Origin of the sequence: Aggregatibacter kilianii, assembly GCF_003129965.1 — a bacterium.
Taxonomy (GTDB): Bacteria; Pseudomonadota; Gammaproteobacteria; order Enterobacterales; family Pasteurellaceae; genus Aggregatibacter; species Aggregatibacter kilianii_A.
In genome coordinates, this window is the sequence record NZ_NRCJ01000004.1 from 166,727 (window position 1) to 181,978 (window position 15,252).

Sequence of the window (15,252 nt, forward strand, 5' to 3'; positions counted from 1 at the left end):
GCGGTTATTAGTTATGTGCAATTTGTAAATGAATAGGTTTAAAACGTTACAATGGCGGTTATTTCAGTTTCCATTCCTTGTAAGCGCTCAAGAAGCGTTGAACTATAAAGAATGATTGACTCTTGAGATAATTTTTTATCCTCCAGATGATTATTAATTGTATCTATGTGATTACATATTTCCTTAAGCATGCTACGGTCGGCTGTTTTGCTCTTAGCGATATGAAGAAATAAACCGGTAGCTCGTTCAAGTGGCATATTTTTTTCAGATAATTGTTTGAGCAGTTCATTAACGACATCTTCTGAAGAGGCGTTAACATGAACTGCAAAATTTGTTTTGCCATATGTGGTGAAAAAATAATAGAGATCTGCATACATAAGCGGATGACTAAACGCCGCCCACGAGGAGTTAATAATCGCTTCAGCAACTTTTGAACAGAGTTCAATTGAAGAGCTATCAATAAAGCAACCATTAAAATTCATTTCGGGTGACGGATTCGTGCAACCGAAGACAATCACGAAACTTGAAACTGAATTTGCAATTTTCTCCCATTCTTCCTTGGTAAGTTCATCTGAAAGCACGAATACCAAGTCACTGTTAGTTAAGATAGTATCGGTGATCTTATCGATTGAATAAAATTGAGGTTTTAAATACCCTTCGTGTTCGTCATATAACAGATTTAAATTTATATAACTAGCAACCTGTTCGCCGAATTCTCCCTTTTTGATGATAGAAAGATGTGTGCCAATATCTTCGTTAGTTTTTGATTCAGTCATTTTTATGGTTATCCTATGTGTTGTTATTTAAATTTGTCGATTATAGCAACCTCATCTATCAACTCTTTTTTTTAGCAAAGAGGAGTTAGGGGGGAGATTTGGCAGAAGTGAAATCAATCTCGTGGGTAAGGTTTTGCTCTTTCTATATCTTTCTTTAATCTCTCATTTGCCTCTAAAATAGCTCCTTGAATATCTGGATAAATCGTTTCAAATTTAATTCCGATATGTTTTAAATAAACAAGAATTTCATCTCTCAATGTATTAGCAATATAGAATTTCGTACTGCATAAAACCTTTTTTAAATGATCTTCTTCAGTACGTATTTTGTTTTCTAATGTTTCAATACCTTGCTGAGTGATAAACAAACCTTGTTGAGCAGATATTCTTCCTATTGGATCTGCATATGGTACAAAACATTCTGAAACATATGATCCGCCAACGTTAAAAAATTTCATATGGGTTCGATAAACTGCTCTATACTTCACTTTTTTCTCTTTTTCAAAAGCAAAAAATAAAGCTACATAGAAATTTGTCGTCCAATCCAATAATGGCGTTTTCAATCCCAAGTGTTGCCCAACAGCCCATAATTCATTGATATATTCAGTCTCTTGAGTTTTTCTCAGCAAAGATTGTTCAGATAATCTTCCTCTGGCTAGTTGTCTAAAATTTTCATGATGAAAGTATGGATCAATACATTTTCCTTTTGTTTCTCGTTGGAATGTGCTTTCTAATTTCCAATTTGAATCTGCTTGACCACGATATATAAAACCTTCATCTTGTTTTTCGTTTGCATAGATTTCTTTCAGTAGATATTCAAGCTGTTGTAGCGTCCTGATTTTGATACATTGAGAATATCCTACTAAGCCGTCATCAAACTTTTCAATTTGAAATTTTTGTTTAAACAAAGGTTTTCTTTTATCAATAAAAGGAAGTTCTTTTAGATTTGTTAGTTTAGGCATTGATTTCCCCACTCAATAATCTAGGTAACAACAAATCTCTAATTTCTGAAAGTGTCTGTGTGTTCTCATTATTTTTTAAAATGAGAGTGCGATATTCTTCCCATTTTCTATTAAAAAGAGAGATTGTTTTTTCATCAGGAATAATACAATCAATGGATTGAAAATCTTTCAGTTTCAGAGTTTGACGAACAGAACCTGTGCAAAGGGTCTGAATCTTTATCTTAGTTGTTTCTAGGTTGATCATTCTTTTCATAAGCCAATGATATTTATCAGATACGCTAAATACTTCATATACTGGACTAACCGCGCCCAAATACTCACTTTCGTGCAAGCCGATAGATCCGATGTTTATTCGAGCAGGGTTATAGGCAAAATCCCACTGATAAACTTTGAGATACTTATCAATGCTTTTACTGAAAACCTGCTTAGTAAAATACTCCTCGGATTTGACTAATTCTCCGCTAGATACAGCCGATAATACGGTTGCTGGATCGTTTTTTACTTTTTCCCGTCTTGGTTGAGTAATATCTGCAAAAATGCCGACCTCCCACCCCCTCGGCACTTCAACCCCATCAACTTCCCCCATCTCACTCGGAAACGCAGCCGCAATCTCCGCCAATTCCGCATAGCGTTCTGGCTCAAGTGCGGTCAATTCTTCCGCCGTTTTTCCGCTGATTGCCGACATCGCAGCAAGTTCCGCTTCGGCTTGGTTTTTGCCATCAGCAAGGGCGGCGGCTTTGGCGCGTACGGGGTCGAAATCCACAAACCAGCTTTTAAAAATCGCTTGAGCGATCTGTTCTAGGGTTTGGTTGATTTGGGTATTGAGTTGGATTTTATCTATAAAAGCAAAAATTGTTTCTGTAATTTTTTTCTGTTCATTTAAGGGTGGTAATTTAAATTCAAACTTAGACATATCACCTACTTTCATATTAGGTTGTGCAGCTGTTCCGCTTGAAATAGCATTAATATGACTTTTGAAATTAATAGATTGCATAACGCAATAAATAAATTCGGGTGTGGCAAAATTTTTATTTACTCTAATTCTTGCCAATCCATTATTAAAAACGGACTCTAAATCATTTCTTATTAGTTTATTAACACCGATAGAACCGCCAGTTCTAGCAATAATAATGTCGCCAGAAATTAACTTATATTTATCGTAATCAGATTTTTTTGTTTCTGTAAAACCCCATTCATTAAAAGATTTATCTTGAGAAATATCTTGTATTCTCAAGCAACGTAAATTTGTTTTATGTTCAACAATCGGCGCTCTACGAATAGCATCTAATCCTGTATTAATACTTTCGGTTACCTCTTCTAATGTTACCGTTTGCCAATTACTCATACCCCAATCCCCCCAAATTTTTCTTAATCTCCGCTTCCAATTCCGCGCTTTTCGCAAACTGTTCTTTTAAAAGAGCGGTCAAATTTTGCATTTTTTCTGCAAATGGCACACCGTCGTCTTCTTGTTCTGCTGTGCCGACGTATCTGCCGGGGGTAAGCACGAAATCGTTGCCTGCGATTTCTTCCAAGGTGGTGGATTTGCAGAAGGCAGGTGTGTCTTCATAGCCGTCAGATTTTTGCCATGCGTGGAAGGTGCTGGCAATTTGGGCGATGTCGGCGGTGGTGAAATCACGCAGTACGCGGTCTTTCATATAGCCGATTTGGCGGGCGTCGATAAATAGCACCTCTCCTTTGCGTGCTTTGTTGCGGTTTAAGAACCAGATGCACGCGGGGATTTGGGTGTTGGTGAAGAGCTGACCGGGCAGGGCGACCATGGCTTCTACAAGGTCGGCTTGCACGATGGCTTTGCGGATTTCGCCCTCGTTGTTGGTTTGGCTGCTCATGGAGCCGTTGGCGAGCAAGAGTGCCATTTTGCCGTTGGGCGAGAGGTGGTAAATCATATGTTGCAGCCATGCGAAGTTGGCGTTGCCTTTTGGCGGTGTGCCGTATGCCCAGCGCGGATCGTCGGCGAGGGATTCGCTCCACCAGTCGCTGCTGTTGAACGGCGGGTTCGCCATGATGAAGTCCATTTTTTTGTCGATATGCTGTGGCTGGGCGAAGCTGTCGGCATTGTGTTTGCCGAAGTCGTAATCAATGCCGCGGATTGCCATATTCATGGCGGCGAGCTTCCAAGTAGTCGGGTTGAACTCTTGCCCGTAGATGGAAACCTGGTTGATGTTGCCTTGGTGGGCGGTGATAAAGCGTTCGGTTTGCACGAAAAAACCGCCGCTACCCATGGCGGGGTCGTACACGCGCCCTTTGTAGGGTTCGAGCATTTCGACGATGAGGGAAACGATAGATTTTGGGGTGAAATACTGCCCGCCGCGTTTGCCTTCCGCTTGGGCAAATCTGCCGAGGAAGTATTCGTAAACGTGTCCGAGAATGTCTTTCGCGCCTAAATGTACGGGTTCGCCGTTGTAGGTGGGCGCGGTGAAGTTGGTGTCGGAGAAGAGGATAATCAGCCCGCGTAAGATGTTTTCATCTACTGCATAGCCGCTGATGCGTTGCAATACGCCTTTGAGTTTTTCGTTGTCTTTTTCAATGGCTTCAAAGGCATCGTCAATCAAACGTGCCACGCCCGCGAATTTCCCACCCCAAGGCAATTCTGCGCCTGTGTTGAGAATCGAGACTTCCTGCAAGGCTTGCCAACGTGCAGAGGCAGGCACCCAGAACACATTGTCAGCGGTGTAATAATCGCGGTTTTCCAGTTCAACATTTAAGGCTTCTTGATATTCCGCCTCGGTGTCGTAAAAAGTGCGGTCAAGATAGAGCGGATTTTCAGGGGAAGACAAGTCCGCCAAGATTTTTGCTTGCTGGGCGGTGAAGCTGTCGGAGATGTATTTTAAGAAGATAAGCCCAAGAACAATGTGTTTATAGTTCGCGGCATCGAGCTGCTGACGGAGGCGGTCGGCGGACGACCAGAGTTTTTCGTCTAGGTCGTTAAGAAAGGCTTGTTGGTTCGCTAGATTTTCAACATAATCTTGGTGGCTTCTGGCTTCTGGCTTCTGGCTTCTGGCTTCTGGCTTCTGGCTTCTGGCTTCCGCATAAAATCTGTCCTTTGTAAAGTGAATAGATAAAAAATGTGTTTATTTTATAAAAATTGCGGGGCTTTAAAAGATGAAAGTAGCGGATTTTGCCATTATATTTTTATTGAAAAAACGTGGTGAAAATTATGTGTAATCGCTGAAACGATGACTTATGGCTTCGCCATCGTTGGCAAAGCCAACGTTCAAAATTCGTTGGATTTTGTTACCGCACTTTTACTTACTCCGTTGCCGATAATTTACTTATTTGTTCACTCACTCAACCCCGCCAAAATCGAGCATTCCGGGCAGTCGTTGCCTTGGCAGCAGTCGTGCCAGCGTTGGAGTTCGGCGACCATTTTTTGTAATGCCTGAATTTGTGCGTTGAGGGTTTCGATGTGCTGTGCGGTGAGTTGTTTCACTTCGCGGCTGTTGCGGTGCGGGTTGTCTTGCAGTTGAAGCAGTTGGGCGATTTGTTGCAGGGAGAAGCCCACGTCCCGCGAGTGGCGGATAAAGCGCAGGCGGGCGAGATCCTTTTCTTCGTAGTGGCGATAGCCCGCGAGCGTGCGGTTGCCGGCTTTGAGTAAGCCGAGTTTTTCGTAATCGCGGATTTGTTTGGCGGATAAACCGGTGAGTTTGGCGGCTTGACTGATGTTCATAAAAAAAATGTTTGACCTTAACCTGACGTTAAGGTTTATAGTAATCCTACCGACAAAGGTCGGCAAGGGTTAACTTAATTATTGAAAGGAGCAAATGATGCAAAACGTAACCTTAAAAATCGACGGAATGACTTGTGGCGGCTGTGTGAAAAGCGTAACCCGCGTGTTGAGCGAACTGGACGGTGTGGCGCAAGCGGACGTGAGCCTGGAACAAGCGCAGGCGGTGGTCAGCTTTGATGAAAATAAAGTGCAACCTGCGGCGTTGGTGGAAGCGGTGGAAGACGCCGGATTTGATGCGAAAGTGGCGTAGATTCTGTATTCTGTCGGCAGTGGTGGTACAGGCTTTAGCTGGCGCGCGTCTCCTGACGCGTGCCTTTAATAGCAGACGTAAGCACGCGTCGGGAGACGCGCGCTTTAAGCATAAGCACAAGCGAGGACGCCTGCGCGAGCCGTGTTTAGAAAAACATTGCCAAAAACGACCGCACTTTATGTGAAAGAGGATGTTATGCAAAAAGTATCGATTCAAATTGGTGGCATGACCTGTCAGTCTTGCGCCAGCCGTATTGAAAAAGTGTTGAATAAAAAGGATTTTGTGCAGCAGGCGGGCGTGAATTTTGCCAGTGAGGAAGCGCAAGTCACGTTCGATGAAAAGCAAACTTCCGTCGAGCAACTGATCCAAATTATTCAAAAAACCGGTTTCAGTGCGCAGTTAAAGCAGGAACAAGCGGCGTTGCCGCAAGAACGCAAAATCTCTTGGCGCTTGATGTTATTGTGGCTGATTAACGTGCCGTTTTTAATCGGCATGCTCGGCATGATGCTTGGTCGGCATGATTGGATGTTGCCGCCGGTGTGGCAGATGGTGTTAGCCACCATCGTGCAGTTCGGCTTGGCGACGCCGTTTTATCGCAGTGCTTGGGGCAGTATTAAAGGCGGGCTGGCAAATATGGACGTATTGGTCAGTCTTGGCACGCTAACCATTTATTTTTATTCGGTATTTATGCTGTTTTACGTGCCGCATACGGGGCATGAGCATGGTGCGGCAAATGTGTATTTTGAGGCTTCCGTGATGGTGTTAGGCTTTGTGAGTCTGGGAAAATTCCTGGAAGATCGCACTAAAAAACACAGCCTAAACAGCCTCGGCTTATTGTTACAACTGACGCCGAAACAGGTGCGCGTGCAACGTCATGGCGAATGGCAAACCGTGCCCTTGAATCAAATTCAGGTAGGTGAGGTGCTACGTGCCAACCAAGGCGAACGTATCGCGGCGGACGGCGTGGTGGAAGAAGGTTCCGGTTGGTGTGATGAAAGCCATTTAACCGGAGAATCCGTGCCGGAAATGAAAAAATCGGGCAGCAAGGTGTTGGCGGGCGCTATGGTGACGGACGGCAGCCTGGTTTATCGCACACAACAACTGGGTAGCCAAACCTTGCTCGGCGATATGATGAACGCGCTTTCCGAAGCGCAGGGCAGTAAAGCGCCGATTGCCCGTTTTGCCGACAAAGTGGCGGCGGTGTTCGTGCCGGCGGTTATCGGCATTGCCTTGTTGACTTTTCTGCTTACGTGGTGGATTCAACAGGATGTCGTCACCGCCTTGATTCACGGGGTCGCCGTGTTGGTCATCGCCTGCCCTTGCGCCTTGGGCTTGGCAACCCCGGCGGCGATTATGGTCGGCATGGGCAAAGCGGTAAAACAGGGTATTTGGTTTAAAGATGCCGCCGCCATGGAAGAATCCGCCCATGTGAATGCGGTGGTGTTGGATAAAACCGGTACGCTCACAGAAGGTAAACCGCAAGTGGTGGCGTTTTGGCGGGACAAAAGTGCGGTCTATTCTGAAGATGAAATTTATGCCTTGGCTGCCGCTATTGAGCAAAGCGCCACGCACCCGTTGGCGAAAGCCATTGTGCAGGCTGCCGCCGCGAAAAACGCGGTTTTGCCTACGGTGCAACATATTCAGGCGGACGTGGGGCAGGGCATTCAAGGTGAAATTGCACATATCGGTGTGGTGAAGGTAGGCAAACCGTCTTATTGCGGTTTGACGTTGCCGGCGGATCTTGATCCGGTGTGGCAGATTGCCAGTATTGTTGCGATTGCCGTGAACGACAAGCCTGTCGCCGCCTTTGCCTTGGCGGATGCCTTAAAGCCTGATAGCCAAAAAGCGATTTCCCGTTTGCAGGCGCACAATATCGACGTGTATATCATGAGCGGCGATAATCCGAACGTAGTGCAATACATTGCCGATCAATTGAGCATTCACAATGCGCAGGGGAATATGTCGCCTAGGGACAAGGCGGGTGCGGTCAAAATGTTACAAGAAAACGGTAAAGTGGTTGCCATGGTGGGCGATGGCGTGAATGATGCGCCCGCCTTGACGGCGGCAAACGTGAGCTTTGCCATGCACGACGGCGCCGATGTGGCGCAACATAGCGCGTCGGCAACCCTCATGCAACATTCGGTGAATCAGTTGGTGGATGCGTTGCTGATTTCCCGTGCGACGCTGAAAAACATTAAACAAAATCTCTTTTTTGCTTTCATTTATAACGTGTTAGGCATTCCGCTGGCAGCTTTCGGTTTGCTTAGCCCGGTCATCGCGGGCGCGGCGATGGCGATGAGTTCCGTTTCCGTGTTAAGCAATGCGTTGCGGCTGAAAAAAGTGAAAATAGAATAGTCTTACCAATATTCAACTTGAGGATCTTCGGGCATAATAAGCTACATTTTGTGACGAAATAAAAAGAATAAGATGTTGAATAAAATTGATTTATGGTTGATGAATCATCAGCCGAATTCTCAGTTGAAAGGAATCAAACGCTTCTTGGTCGAATTTTGGTTTTTCGGTTTAAAAGAAGCCCGCGCCTGCCTGTTTGCGGGCGTGTTTTTTATCGCCATGTTTCTGATGCCGAAAAATGGTATCGTCGGTATTCCCCGCTATGATTTATTGCTGATTTTCGCCTTAGCGGTGCAATATCTGATGTTTCGTTTCAAGCTGGAAACATGGGATGAAATCAAATCCATTACGTTGTTCCACGTTGTCGGTTTTGTCTTAGAGCTGTTCAAAACCTCTTCTTCCATCCAATCTTGGGCGTATCCTGATTTCGCGTATACCAAAATTTTCGGCGTGCCTTTATTTACGGGATTTATGTATGCCGCCGTGGGCAGTTACATCATTCAAGCGTGGCGCTTATTCGGTCTGAAAATCCGTAGCCACCCGCCTTATGTTTTATCCGCACTGACTGCCGTGCTGATTTATCTGAATTTTTTCACCCACCATTACATCGGTGATTATCGCTGGTATCTGGCTGCATTTGCTTTGGGGCTTTATGCACGTACAACGGTGTATTTTACGCCTTACGACAAACCGCGTCGTATGCCGCTGTTGCTCTCTTTCATGCTTATCGGTTTCTTTATTTGGTTGGCGGAAAATCTAGGGACGCTTATCGGCATTTGGCGCTATCCGAACCAAATCGGCGCTTGGTCTTTGGTGCACGTGAGCAAATGGAGCGCATGGGCGTTACTCGTTGTCATGACGTTCACCATCGTGGCAAACCTTAAACATATTAAACGGACGATTCGGGTGTCGAGGGATTAGGAAAAAAGTGCGGTCAAAATTCACGGTGAATTTCAACCGCACTTTTTTTATTTGTCGGAATAAATCAATTCCGGGGATTGGTTGTCGTTGATGACGTTTTCGTTGACGATGACTTTCTCTAAACCTTCCAACGACGGTAAGTCGTACATGGTGTCGAGTAACACGCCTTCGATGATAGAACGTAATCCGCGCGCGCCGGTTTTACGGGCGAGGGCTTTTTTCGCCATGGCGGTTAAGGCTTCGTTGGTGAATTCCAGTTTCACGTCCTCCAAGCCGAACAATGCTTGATATTGTTTGCACAGGGCGTTTTTCGGTTCTGTGAGAATGCGTACTAAGGCCTCTTCGTCCAATTCGCTTAACGGCGCGACCACCGGCAAGCGTCCGATAAATTCGGGAATTAAACCGTATTTCATCAAATCGTCCGGTTCCACCTGTTTGAACAATTCCGTCAAGGTGGCTTTGTCTTTTTCGCTCTTGATTTCGGCACCGAACCCGATGGCGGTGGCGACGCTGGTGCGTTTTTCGATGACTTTATCCAAACCTGCAAATGCACCGCCGCAGATGAACAGGATTTTCGAGGTGTCGATACGTAGCATTTCCTGTTGCGGGTGTTTGCGTCCGCCTTGTGGCGGAATGGAGGCGATGGTGCCTTCGATGAGTTTTAACAGCGCTTGTTGCACGCCTTCGCCGGAAACGTCACGGGTAATGGACGGATTTTCCGATTTGCGGGTGATTTTGTCGATTTCGTCGATGTAGATAATGCCTTGTTCCGCGCGTTCGATGTCGTAATCGCAGTTTTGCAGCAATTTTTGCAACACGTTTTCCACGTCTTCGCCCACATAACCGGCTTCCGTTAAGGTTGTCGCGTCCGCCATGGCGAACGGCACGTTTAACATGCGTGCCATGGTTTCCGCCAACAGGGTTTTGCCGCTACCGGTCGGGCCGATAAGCAGAATGTTACTTTTGCCCAATTCCACATCATCGGTTTGATGTTTGGTGCGCAGGCGTTTGTAGTGATTATATACCGCCACCGCCAGCACTTTTTTAGCGTAATCCTGACCGATAACATAATCGTCCAAATGGGCGCGGATTTTGTGCGGGGTCGGTAATTCCTGTTCTTTCGGCGCGTCGGTTTCCGCTTCTTCGCCATGCTCTTCGTTAAGCAACATATCGTGGCACAGTTCGATACACTCGTTGCAAATATAACCGGAGGTGCCGGCGATGAGTTTATTCACTTCGTCTTGTTCTTTGCCGCAGAAAGAACAATGTAATTCTTTATCTTTTGCCATTTTTATCTCTTAACGTTTGCTAAACACTTCATCAATTAAGCCGTAGTTCTTGGCTTCTTCTGCCGACATAAAATTGTCGCGATCGGTGTCTTTTTCAATGGTTTCAATGGGTTGTCCGGTGTGAAATGCCAGGCGCTCATTTAGGGTGCTTTTGATTTTCAAAATTTCCTGCGCATGGATTTGAATATCCGACGCTTGTCCGCGGAAGCCACCGAGCGGTTGGTGGATCATCACACGGGCGTGTGGTAATGCGCCGCGTTTACCTGCTGCGCCGCCGGCGAGTAGAAATGCACCCATGGAGCAGGCTTGCCCGATACATAACGTACGTACATCCGGTTTGATGAATTGCATGGTGTCGTAAATTGCCATGCCTGCAGTGACGGAGCCGCCCGGCGAGTTGATATATAAGTTGATGTCTTTATCGGGATCTTCGGATTCTAAGAAAAGCAGTTGCGCTACAATCAGGTTTGCCATGTTGTCTTCCACTTCACCGCTCAAAAAAATCACGCGGTCTTTTAACAGGCGGGAGTAAATGTCATAGGCGCGTTCACCGCGGGAGGTTTGGTCAACGACCATAGGGACTAGGCTCATATGTTCCTCTATTTTAATCATGATGGGGTGAAAAGTGCGGTCAGAAAAAACGGTGTTTTTGATGTCGGGTGCGCCGACTTGCCGCAGAAACGAATTCACGTTGTAAAAAAACGGGGGCTATTTTACCTGAAAAATCACCTTTGCTGAATTGCTATTCCGCGAAAAATTAAAAGTGCCGACATTCGTTTGAAAAAATGACCGCACTTTTTAGAGCAGCAAGGGCGCTTCTTCCGTTGCCAAAGGCTATTTTTTCGCCGGATCTTCTTTCAACGAGTTGTAGTCCACCAGCGCCCGCCAGTTAAACACTTTTATCGGTTGCGGTTTCGGATTGAAAAAATCGTCCCGGCTTAAATGGCTTTCTTTAATCCCCAGCCACTGTGCAAAACCGTGAATAAAATTAAAGGCGCTTTGCGGATTTTTGATCAGCGTGCGCTTGGTGTCGTCGCTGGAAAAACGAATAAAGGGCACAGCATAGCTTTGTTTGTATTCTTTATTATTTAACATAGACAGATTTTTGCCTTCGCCCAAATGCGCTAAACCATGATCGGAAAAATAAATGACGGAATAGCTTTGATTTTGCGCTTTCAGAATCTGATTGATGTCCGATAGTAAGCTGTCCGTTTGTTTTAAGGTATCCAAATAACAGGACATTTCGCGGCTGATCAAATGAAATTTCGGTTCTTCGCCGTTTAGGTGAGCGCAAAATGTCGGGTGGGAACCGATTAAATGCAATACGATTAATTTGGTTTGATCTTTATCTTTCTCCAAAAGTTGTTTTAGCGGTGCCAATAAGGCGGTGTCCGGCGTGTTGCCCGAATCGTAGCCGCCTTTTTTGGTGAAAAAGGATTCATCCGCCTGAATGCCGATGCGCGACGCCATGGTATCCCATTCGCCCACTTTGCCTTGGTTGGAAAGCCAGTAGGTTTTGTAATGCGCCAGTTTGGCAAGAGAAATAATGTTGTCCGTGTAAACCGTTTCCTCATTATTGTTGGTGGAACGGTAAAGGGTGCGTTGCAACGACGGCTGGGTATTCGGACCTGCCGCCACGTAGAGATTGAAAATCAAACCGTTGACTTTCTCTAAAAACGGCGTGGTTTTTTGCGGATAGCCGTATAAAGACGTGTAATCCCGCCGCATACTTTCGCCGATAATGAGCACATAATTTTGATATTTCGGCTCGACGGAAAGGATCTGCCATTCCGGTGTTTTCGTGAGCGCCTCATTGAGTAAATTACGTTGCGTTAAATAAGTGTTATTCACTTTGATGGCGTTGGACAGAAAACTTACCGGATAAAAATCGGAGGCTTTGAAAAATTCGGCGACGGTAAACGGTTGTGTTTTATCGGTGTGGTGAATGCCTTTGCTGATCGGGCTGTATAAGCTAAAAATCAGAGTGGCGACATAAACGACATAATAAGCCGGTCGGTATTTTTTATTGGCGTGAATATGGCGATTAATCATAAGCAAGCCAATAAAGAGCATGACGTAAAGTGCGGTGAAAACATAAATTGAAATGGGCATGGCGCGGAAGAAGCCCAGGGTTTCGCTGAAATTGGTTTCATAAACGGAAGCGATCACGCCGATGGAAACCGGCCCGTATAATATGCCCGACGGCACATAGCCGAAAGAAATGGCAAAGAGGAAAATAAAAGCGACAAGAAAACGTTTATTGCCATGCTTTTTGAGGGCAAAAAGTAGCACGCCTAATCCCAAGATGCTCAACATGTGAGTCGCGTAATTGTCTAAAATGCCCAGTGCAATATGGGATAAAAAAGAGAATGACAGAAGCAATAAAAAGAAAGTTATATCGTTGTAAATAAAACGGAATTTTTTTTGTTGAGACATCTTGAATACCATTCTGTGTTTTTTTATAAGGCAAAATTTTAGTCCCTTTGTTCCCTAAAATGAAGTCTTTTCACGGCAATTGCGCGGGTTATAACCGTTCCTTATGAGGAATGCGATTTTTTTATTTGCATTTGCACGCATTAATTTTAATAATGTGACTATTTTTGAAAAATGTAGCGAAACAGGGACAACGATAAGGCTTGATTCCCTTTCGGTTAAAAGGAAAAATTATGAATATTCAGCAGGTTATAAAAGCAAATCGCCTGGAATTGTTGTTTCAACAAGGCTCTTTCGGCATTGAAAAAGAAAGCCAGCGCGTGCATGCGGACGGTTCCATTGTGGTGAGCGAACACCCGAAATGCTTTGGCAGCCGTTCCTATCATCCTTATATCCAAACGGATTTTGCCGAAAGCCAGCTTGAATTAATCACCCCGCCGAATAAGAAAATTGAAGACACCCTGCGTTGGTTGTCCGCCATTCATGAAGTGGTGTTGCGTACCATGCCAAAAGACGAATACGTCTTCCCGTTAAGCATGCCGGCAGGTTTACCGCCGGAAGATCAAATCAAGGTGGCGCAGCTGGAAAACCCGGTGGATGTGGCGTATCGCGAGCATTTGGTGAAATCTTACGGCAAAAGCAAACAGATGGTGAGCGGCATTCACTATAATTTTCAACTTGATCCCGCACTCGTCCAACAACTTTTTAACGGGCAAAAACAATACCAAAGTGCGGTGGATTTTCAGAACGATTTATATTTGAAAATCGCCCGTAATTTCCTGCGTTATCAATGGATTCTGATTTATCTGCTGGCGGCGACACCAACCGTGGACGCCAATTATTTCCGCGACGGCACGCCGTTAAAACCGGGGCAATATGTGCGCAGCCTGCGTTCCAGTCAATACGGTTATGTGAACGACCCGAGCGTCAAAATTTCTTATGACAGCCTGAAGGATTATGTGGACACCTTGGAACACGCGGTTAACAGCGGTCAATTAATTGCGGAAAAAGAATTTTATTCCAATGTGCGTTTGCGCGGCGCGAAACATGCCCGCGAGTTGTTACAAAACGGCATTCAGTATTTAGAATTCCGTCTGTTCGATTTAAACCCGTTCGAACCTTATGGTATCGCCTTGGATGACGCCAAATTCGTGCATTATTTTATTTTGTTGATGGCGTGGCTGGACGAAGAATCGACGGAAAGTGCGGTCGCTTTGGGCAAAGAAAAATTGGCGCAAGTGGCGTGGGAAAATCCGTTATCGCCGACCGTTTTTCAAGCGGAAGGGGAACGCGTTTTACACCAATTATTAGCCATGTTGACGGAAATTCGCGCCGACGCGGAAATCGAGCAAATTGTAAAAGATAAACTGGCGCAATTTTCTGATCCAAGCCAAACCCTCGGCGCGCGCTTGGTGCATGCTATTGAAGCCCACGGCGGTTATCAAAAACTTGGCGCGGAACTGGCGAAGCGTTATAAACAGCAGGCATTTGAGCGTTTCTATGCCTTGTCCGCGTTTGACAACATGGAGCTTTCCACTCAAGCCTTGATGTTCGATGCCATTCAAAAAGGGTTGAAAATTGACATTCTGGATGAACGGGATCAATTCCTTAGCCTGCAATTCGGCGATCATTTGGAATATGTGAAAAACGGCAACATGACTTCCCACGACAGCTATATTTCACCGCTGATTATGGAAAATAAAGTGGTCACCAAAAAAGTCTTGGCGAAAGCCGGTTTCAATGTGCCACAAAGCATGGAGTTTACCAGCGTAGAACAAGCGGTCGCCAATTATGCTTTATTTGTGGGACGCGCCGTGGTGATTAAACCGAAATCCACCAATTACGGCTTAGGTATCAGCATCTTCCAACAAGGCGTGCACGATCGCGAAGATTTCGCCAAAGCCATTGAAATTGCCTTCCGCGAAGATAAAGAAGTGATGGTGGAAGATTACCTCACAGGCACGGAATACCGTTTCTTCGTGTTGGGCGATGAAACCCTCGCGGTGTTGTTACGCGTGCCGGCAAATGTTATCGGTGACGGCGTGCATACGGTGGCGGAATTGGTGGCACAGAAAAACGATCATCCGTTGCGCGGCGACGGCAGCCGTACGCCGTTGAAGAAAATTGCCTTGGGTGACATTGAACAATTACAGTTAAAAGAACAGGGCTTGACCGTTGACAGCGTGCCGGCAAAAGATCAGTTGGTGCAATTGCGCGCCAATTCCAATATCAGTACCGGCGGCGATTCCATCGACATGACCGACCAAATGCACCCGAGTTACAAAGCGTTGGCGGTGGGCATCACCAAAGCCATGGGCGCAGCGGTATGCGGCGTGGATTTAATTATTCCCGATTTAACTCAACCCGCCGAGCCGAGCCTGCAATCTTGGGGTGTGATTGAAGCCAATTTCAACCCGATGATGATGATGCATATTTTCCCGTACGCGGGACAATCCCGCCGAGTAACACAAAACGTGCTGAAGATGTTGTTTCCTGAGTTGAAATAAGTTTCTTCCAAGTTAAAAAA

Annotated in this window: 12 protein-coding genes; 4 read left to right on the forward strand and 8 right to left on the reverse strand. The window is 45.6% G+C overall.

Going from position 1 to position 15,252, the window contains the following annotated elements:
• Positions 1–38: 38 nt before the first annotated feature.
• From DK430_RS04270 to DK430_RS04290, 5 genes are all read right to left on the reverse strand, one after another.
• A complete protein-coding gene (locus tag DK430_RS04270; RefSeq protein ID WP_109077870.1) occupies positions 39–776 on the reverse strand; it encodes a hypothetical protein in 738 nt (245 codons plus the stop codon).
• Between the two features lie 113 nt (positions 777–889).
• On the reverse strand, positions 890–1,735 hold the full coding sequence (locus DK430_RS04275) for an FRG domain-containing protein (protein WP_109077871.1): 846 nt from the start codon (positions 1,733–1,735) through the stop codon (positions 890–892).
• Positions 1,728–3,080: a restriction endonuclease subunit S gene (locus DK430_RS04280; RefSeq protein ID WP_109077872.1), complete on the reverse strand. Its 1,353-nt coding sequence runs from the start codon at positions 3,078–3,080 to the stop codon at positions 1,728–1,730. The genes DK430_RS04275 and DK430_RS04280 overlap by 8 nt, the downstream gene beginning before the upstream one ends.
• Positions 3,073–4,809 carry a class I SAM-dependent DNA methyltransferase gene (locus tag DK430_RS04285; RefSeq protein ID WP_109077873.1) on the reverse strand — a complete coding sequence of 579 codons (1,737 nt, stop codon included), beginning with the start codon at positions 4,807–4,809 and terminating at the stop codon, positions 3,073–3,075. The genes DK430_RS04280 and DK430_RS04285 overlap by 8 nt, the downstream gene beginning before the upstream one ends.
• 224 nt (positions 4,810–5,033) lie before the next feature.
• A complete protein-coding gene (locus tag DK430_RS04290) occupies positions 5,034–5,420 on the reverse strand; it encodes a MerR family DNA-binding protein (RefSeq protein WP_109077874.1) in 387 nt (128 codons plus the stop codon).
• Positions 5,421–5,517: 97 nt separating this feature from the next.
• Between DK430_RS04290 and DK430_RS04295 the strand changes: the two genes are divergently transcribed.
• From DK430_RS04295 to DK430_RS04305, 3 genes are all read left to right on the forward strand, one after another.
• On the forward strand, positions 5,518–5,730 hold the full coding sequence (locus tag DK430_RS04295) for a heavy-metal-associated domain-containing protein (protein ID WP_109077875.1): 213 nt from the start codon (positions 5,518–5,520) through the stop codon (positions 5,728–5,730).
• Positions 5,731–5,925: 195 nt separating this feature from the next.
• Complete coding sequence (locus DK430_RS04300; protein ID WP_109077876.1) at positions 5,926–8,085, forward strand: heavy metal translocating P-type ATPase; 2,160 nt, start codon at positions 5,926–5,928, stop codon at positions 8,083–8,085.
• A gap of 72 nt (positions 8,086–8,157) precedes the next feature.
• Positions 8,158–9,003 carry a DUF817 domain-containing protein gene (locus tag DK430_RS04305; protein ID WP_109077877.1) on the forward strand — a complete coding sequence of 282 codons (846 nt, stop codon included), beginning with the start codon at positions 8,158–8,160 and terminating at the stop codon, positions 9,001–9,003.
• A 47-nt stretch (positions 9,004–9,050) separates the two neighbouring features.
• On the opposite strand, the gene clpX is transcribed toward DK430_RS04305, so the two are convergent.
• From clpX to DK430_RS04320, 3 genes are all read right to left on the reverse strand, one after another.
• Entirely contained in the window at positions 9,051–10,292 is a 1,242-nt protein-coding gene (clpX, locus tag DK430_RS04310; protein WP_109077878.1) for an ATP-dependent protease ATP-binding subunit ClpX, read from the reverse strand.
• A 9-nt stretch (positions 10,293–10,301) separates the two neighbouring features.
• Complete coding sequence (gene clpP, locus DK430_RS04315; protein WP_109077879.1) at positions 10,302–10,883, reverse strand: ATP-dependent Clp endopeptidase proteolytic subunit ClpP; 582 nt, start codon at positions 10,881–10,883, stop codon at positions 10,302–10,304.
• A gap of 243 nt (positions 10,884–11,126) precedes the next feature.
• On the reverse strand, positions 11,127–12,728 hold the full coding sequence (locus DK430_RS04320; RefSeq protein WP_109077880.1) for a sulfatase-like hydrolase/transferase: 1,602 nt from the start codon (positions 12,726–12,728) through the stop codon (positions 11,127–11,129).
• Positions 12,729–12,958: 230 nt separating this feature from the next.
• On the opposite strand from DK430_RS04320, the gene gshAB reads away from it, so the two are divergent.
• Positions 12,959–15,232, forward strand: coding sequence for a bifunctional glutamate--cysteine ligase GshA/glutathione synthetase GshB (gshAB, locus tag DK430_RS04325; RefSeq protein ID WP_109077881.1), 2,274 nt, complete (start codon positions 12,959–12,961; stop codon positions 15,230–15,232).
• The last annotated feature ends 20 nt before the right edge of the window (positions 15,233–15,252 follow it).

Excerpts from the sequence above, each read along its gene's own strand:
- DK430_RS04275 (WP_109077871.1), bottom strand. The coding sequence starts at position 1,735 with ATGCCTAAACTAACAAATCTAAAAGAACTTCCTTTTATTGATAAAAGA.
- DK430_RS04320 (WP_109077880.1), bottom strand. The coding sequence starts at position 12,728 with ATGTCTCAACAAAAAAAATTCCGTTTTATTTACAACGATATAACTTTC.
- clpX (WP_109077878.1), bottom strand. The coding sequence starts at position 10,292 with ATGGCAAAAGATAAAGAATTACATTGTTCTTTCTGCGGCAAAGAACAA.
- DK430_RS04305 (WP_109077877.1), top strand. The coding sequence starts at position 8,158 with ATGTTGAATAAAATTGATTTATGGTTGATGAATCATCAGCCGAATTCT.
- DK430_RS04300 (WP_109077876.1), top strand. The coding sequence starts at position 5,926 with ATGCAAAAAGTATCGATTCAAATTGGTGGCATGACCTGTCAGTCTTGC.
- DK430_RS04270 (WP_109077870.1), bottom strand. The coding sequence starts at position 776 with ATGACTGAATCAAAAACTAACGAAGATATTGGCACACATCTTTCTATC.
- clpP (WP_109077879.1), bottom strand. The coding sequence starts at position 10,883 with ATGAGCCTAGTCCCTATGGTCGTTGACCAAACCTCCCGCGGTGAACGC.
- gshAB (WP_109077881.1), top strand. The coding sequence starts at position 12,959 with ATGAATATTCAGCAGGTTATAAAAGCAAATCGCCTGGAATTGTTGTTT.
- DK430_RS04280 (WP_109077872.1), bottom strand. The coding sequence starts at position 3,080 with ATGAGTAATTGGCAAACGGTAACATTAGAAGAGGTAACCGAAAGTATT.
- DK430_RS04290 (WP_109077874.1), bottom strand. The coding sequence starts at position 5,420 with ATGAACATCAGTCAAGCCGCCAAACTCACCGGTTTATCCGCCAAACAA.
- DK430_RS04295 (WP_109077875.1), top strand. The coding sequence starts at position 5,518 with ATGCAAAACGTAACCTTAAAAATCGACGGAATGACTTGTGGCGGCTGT.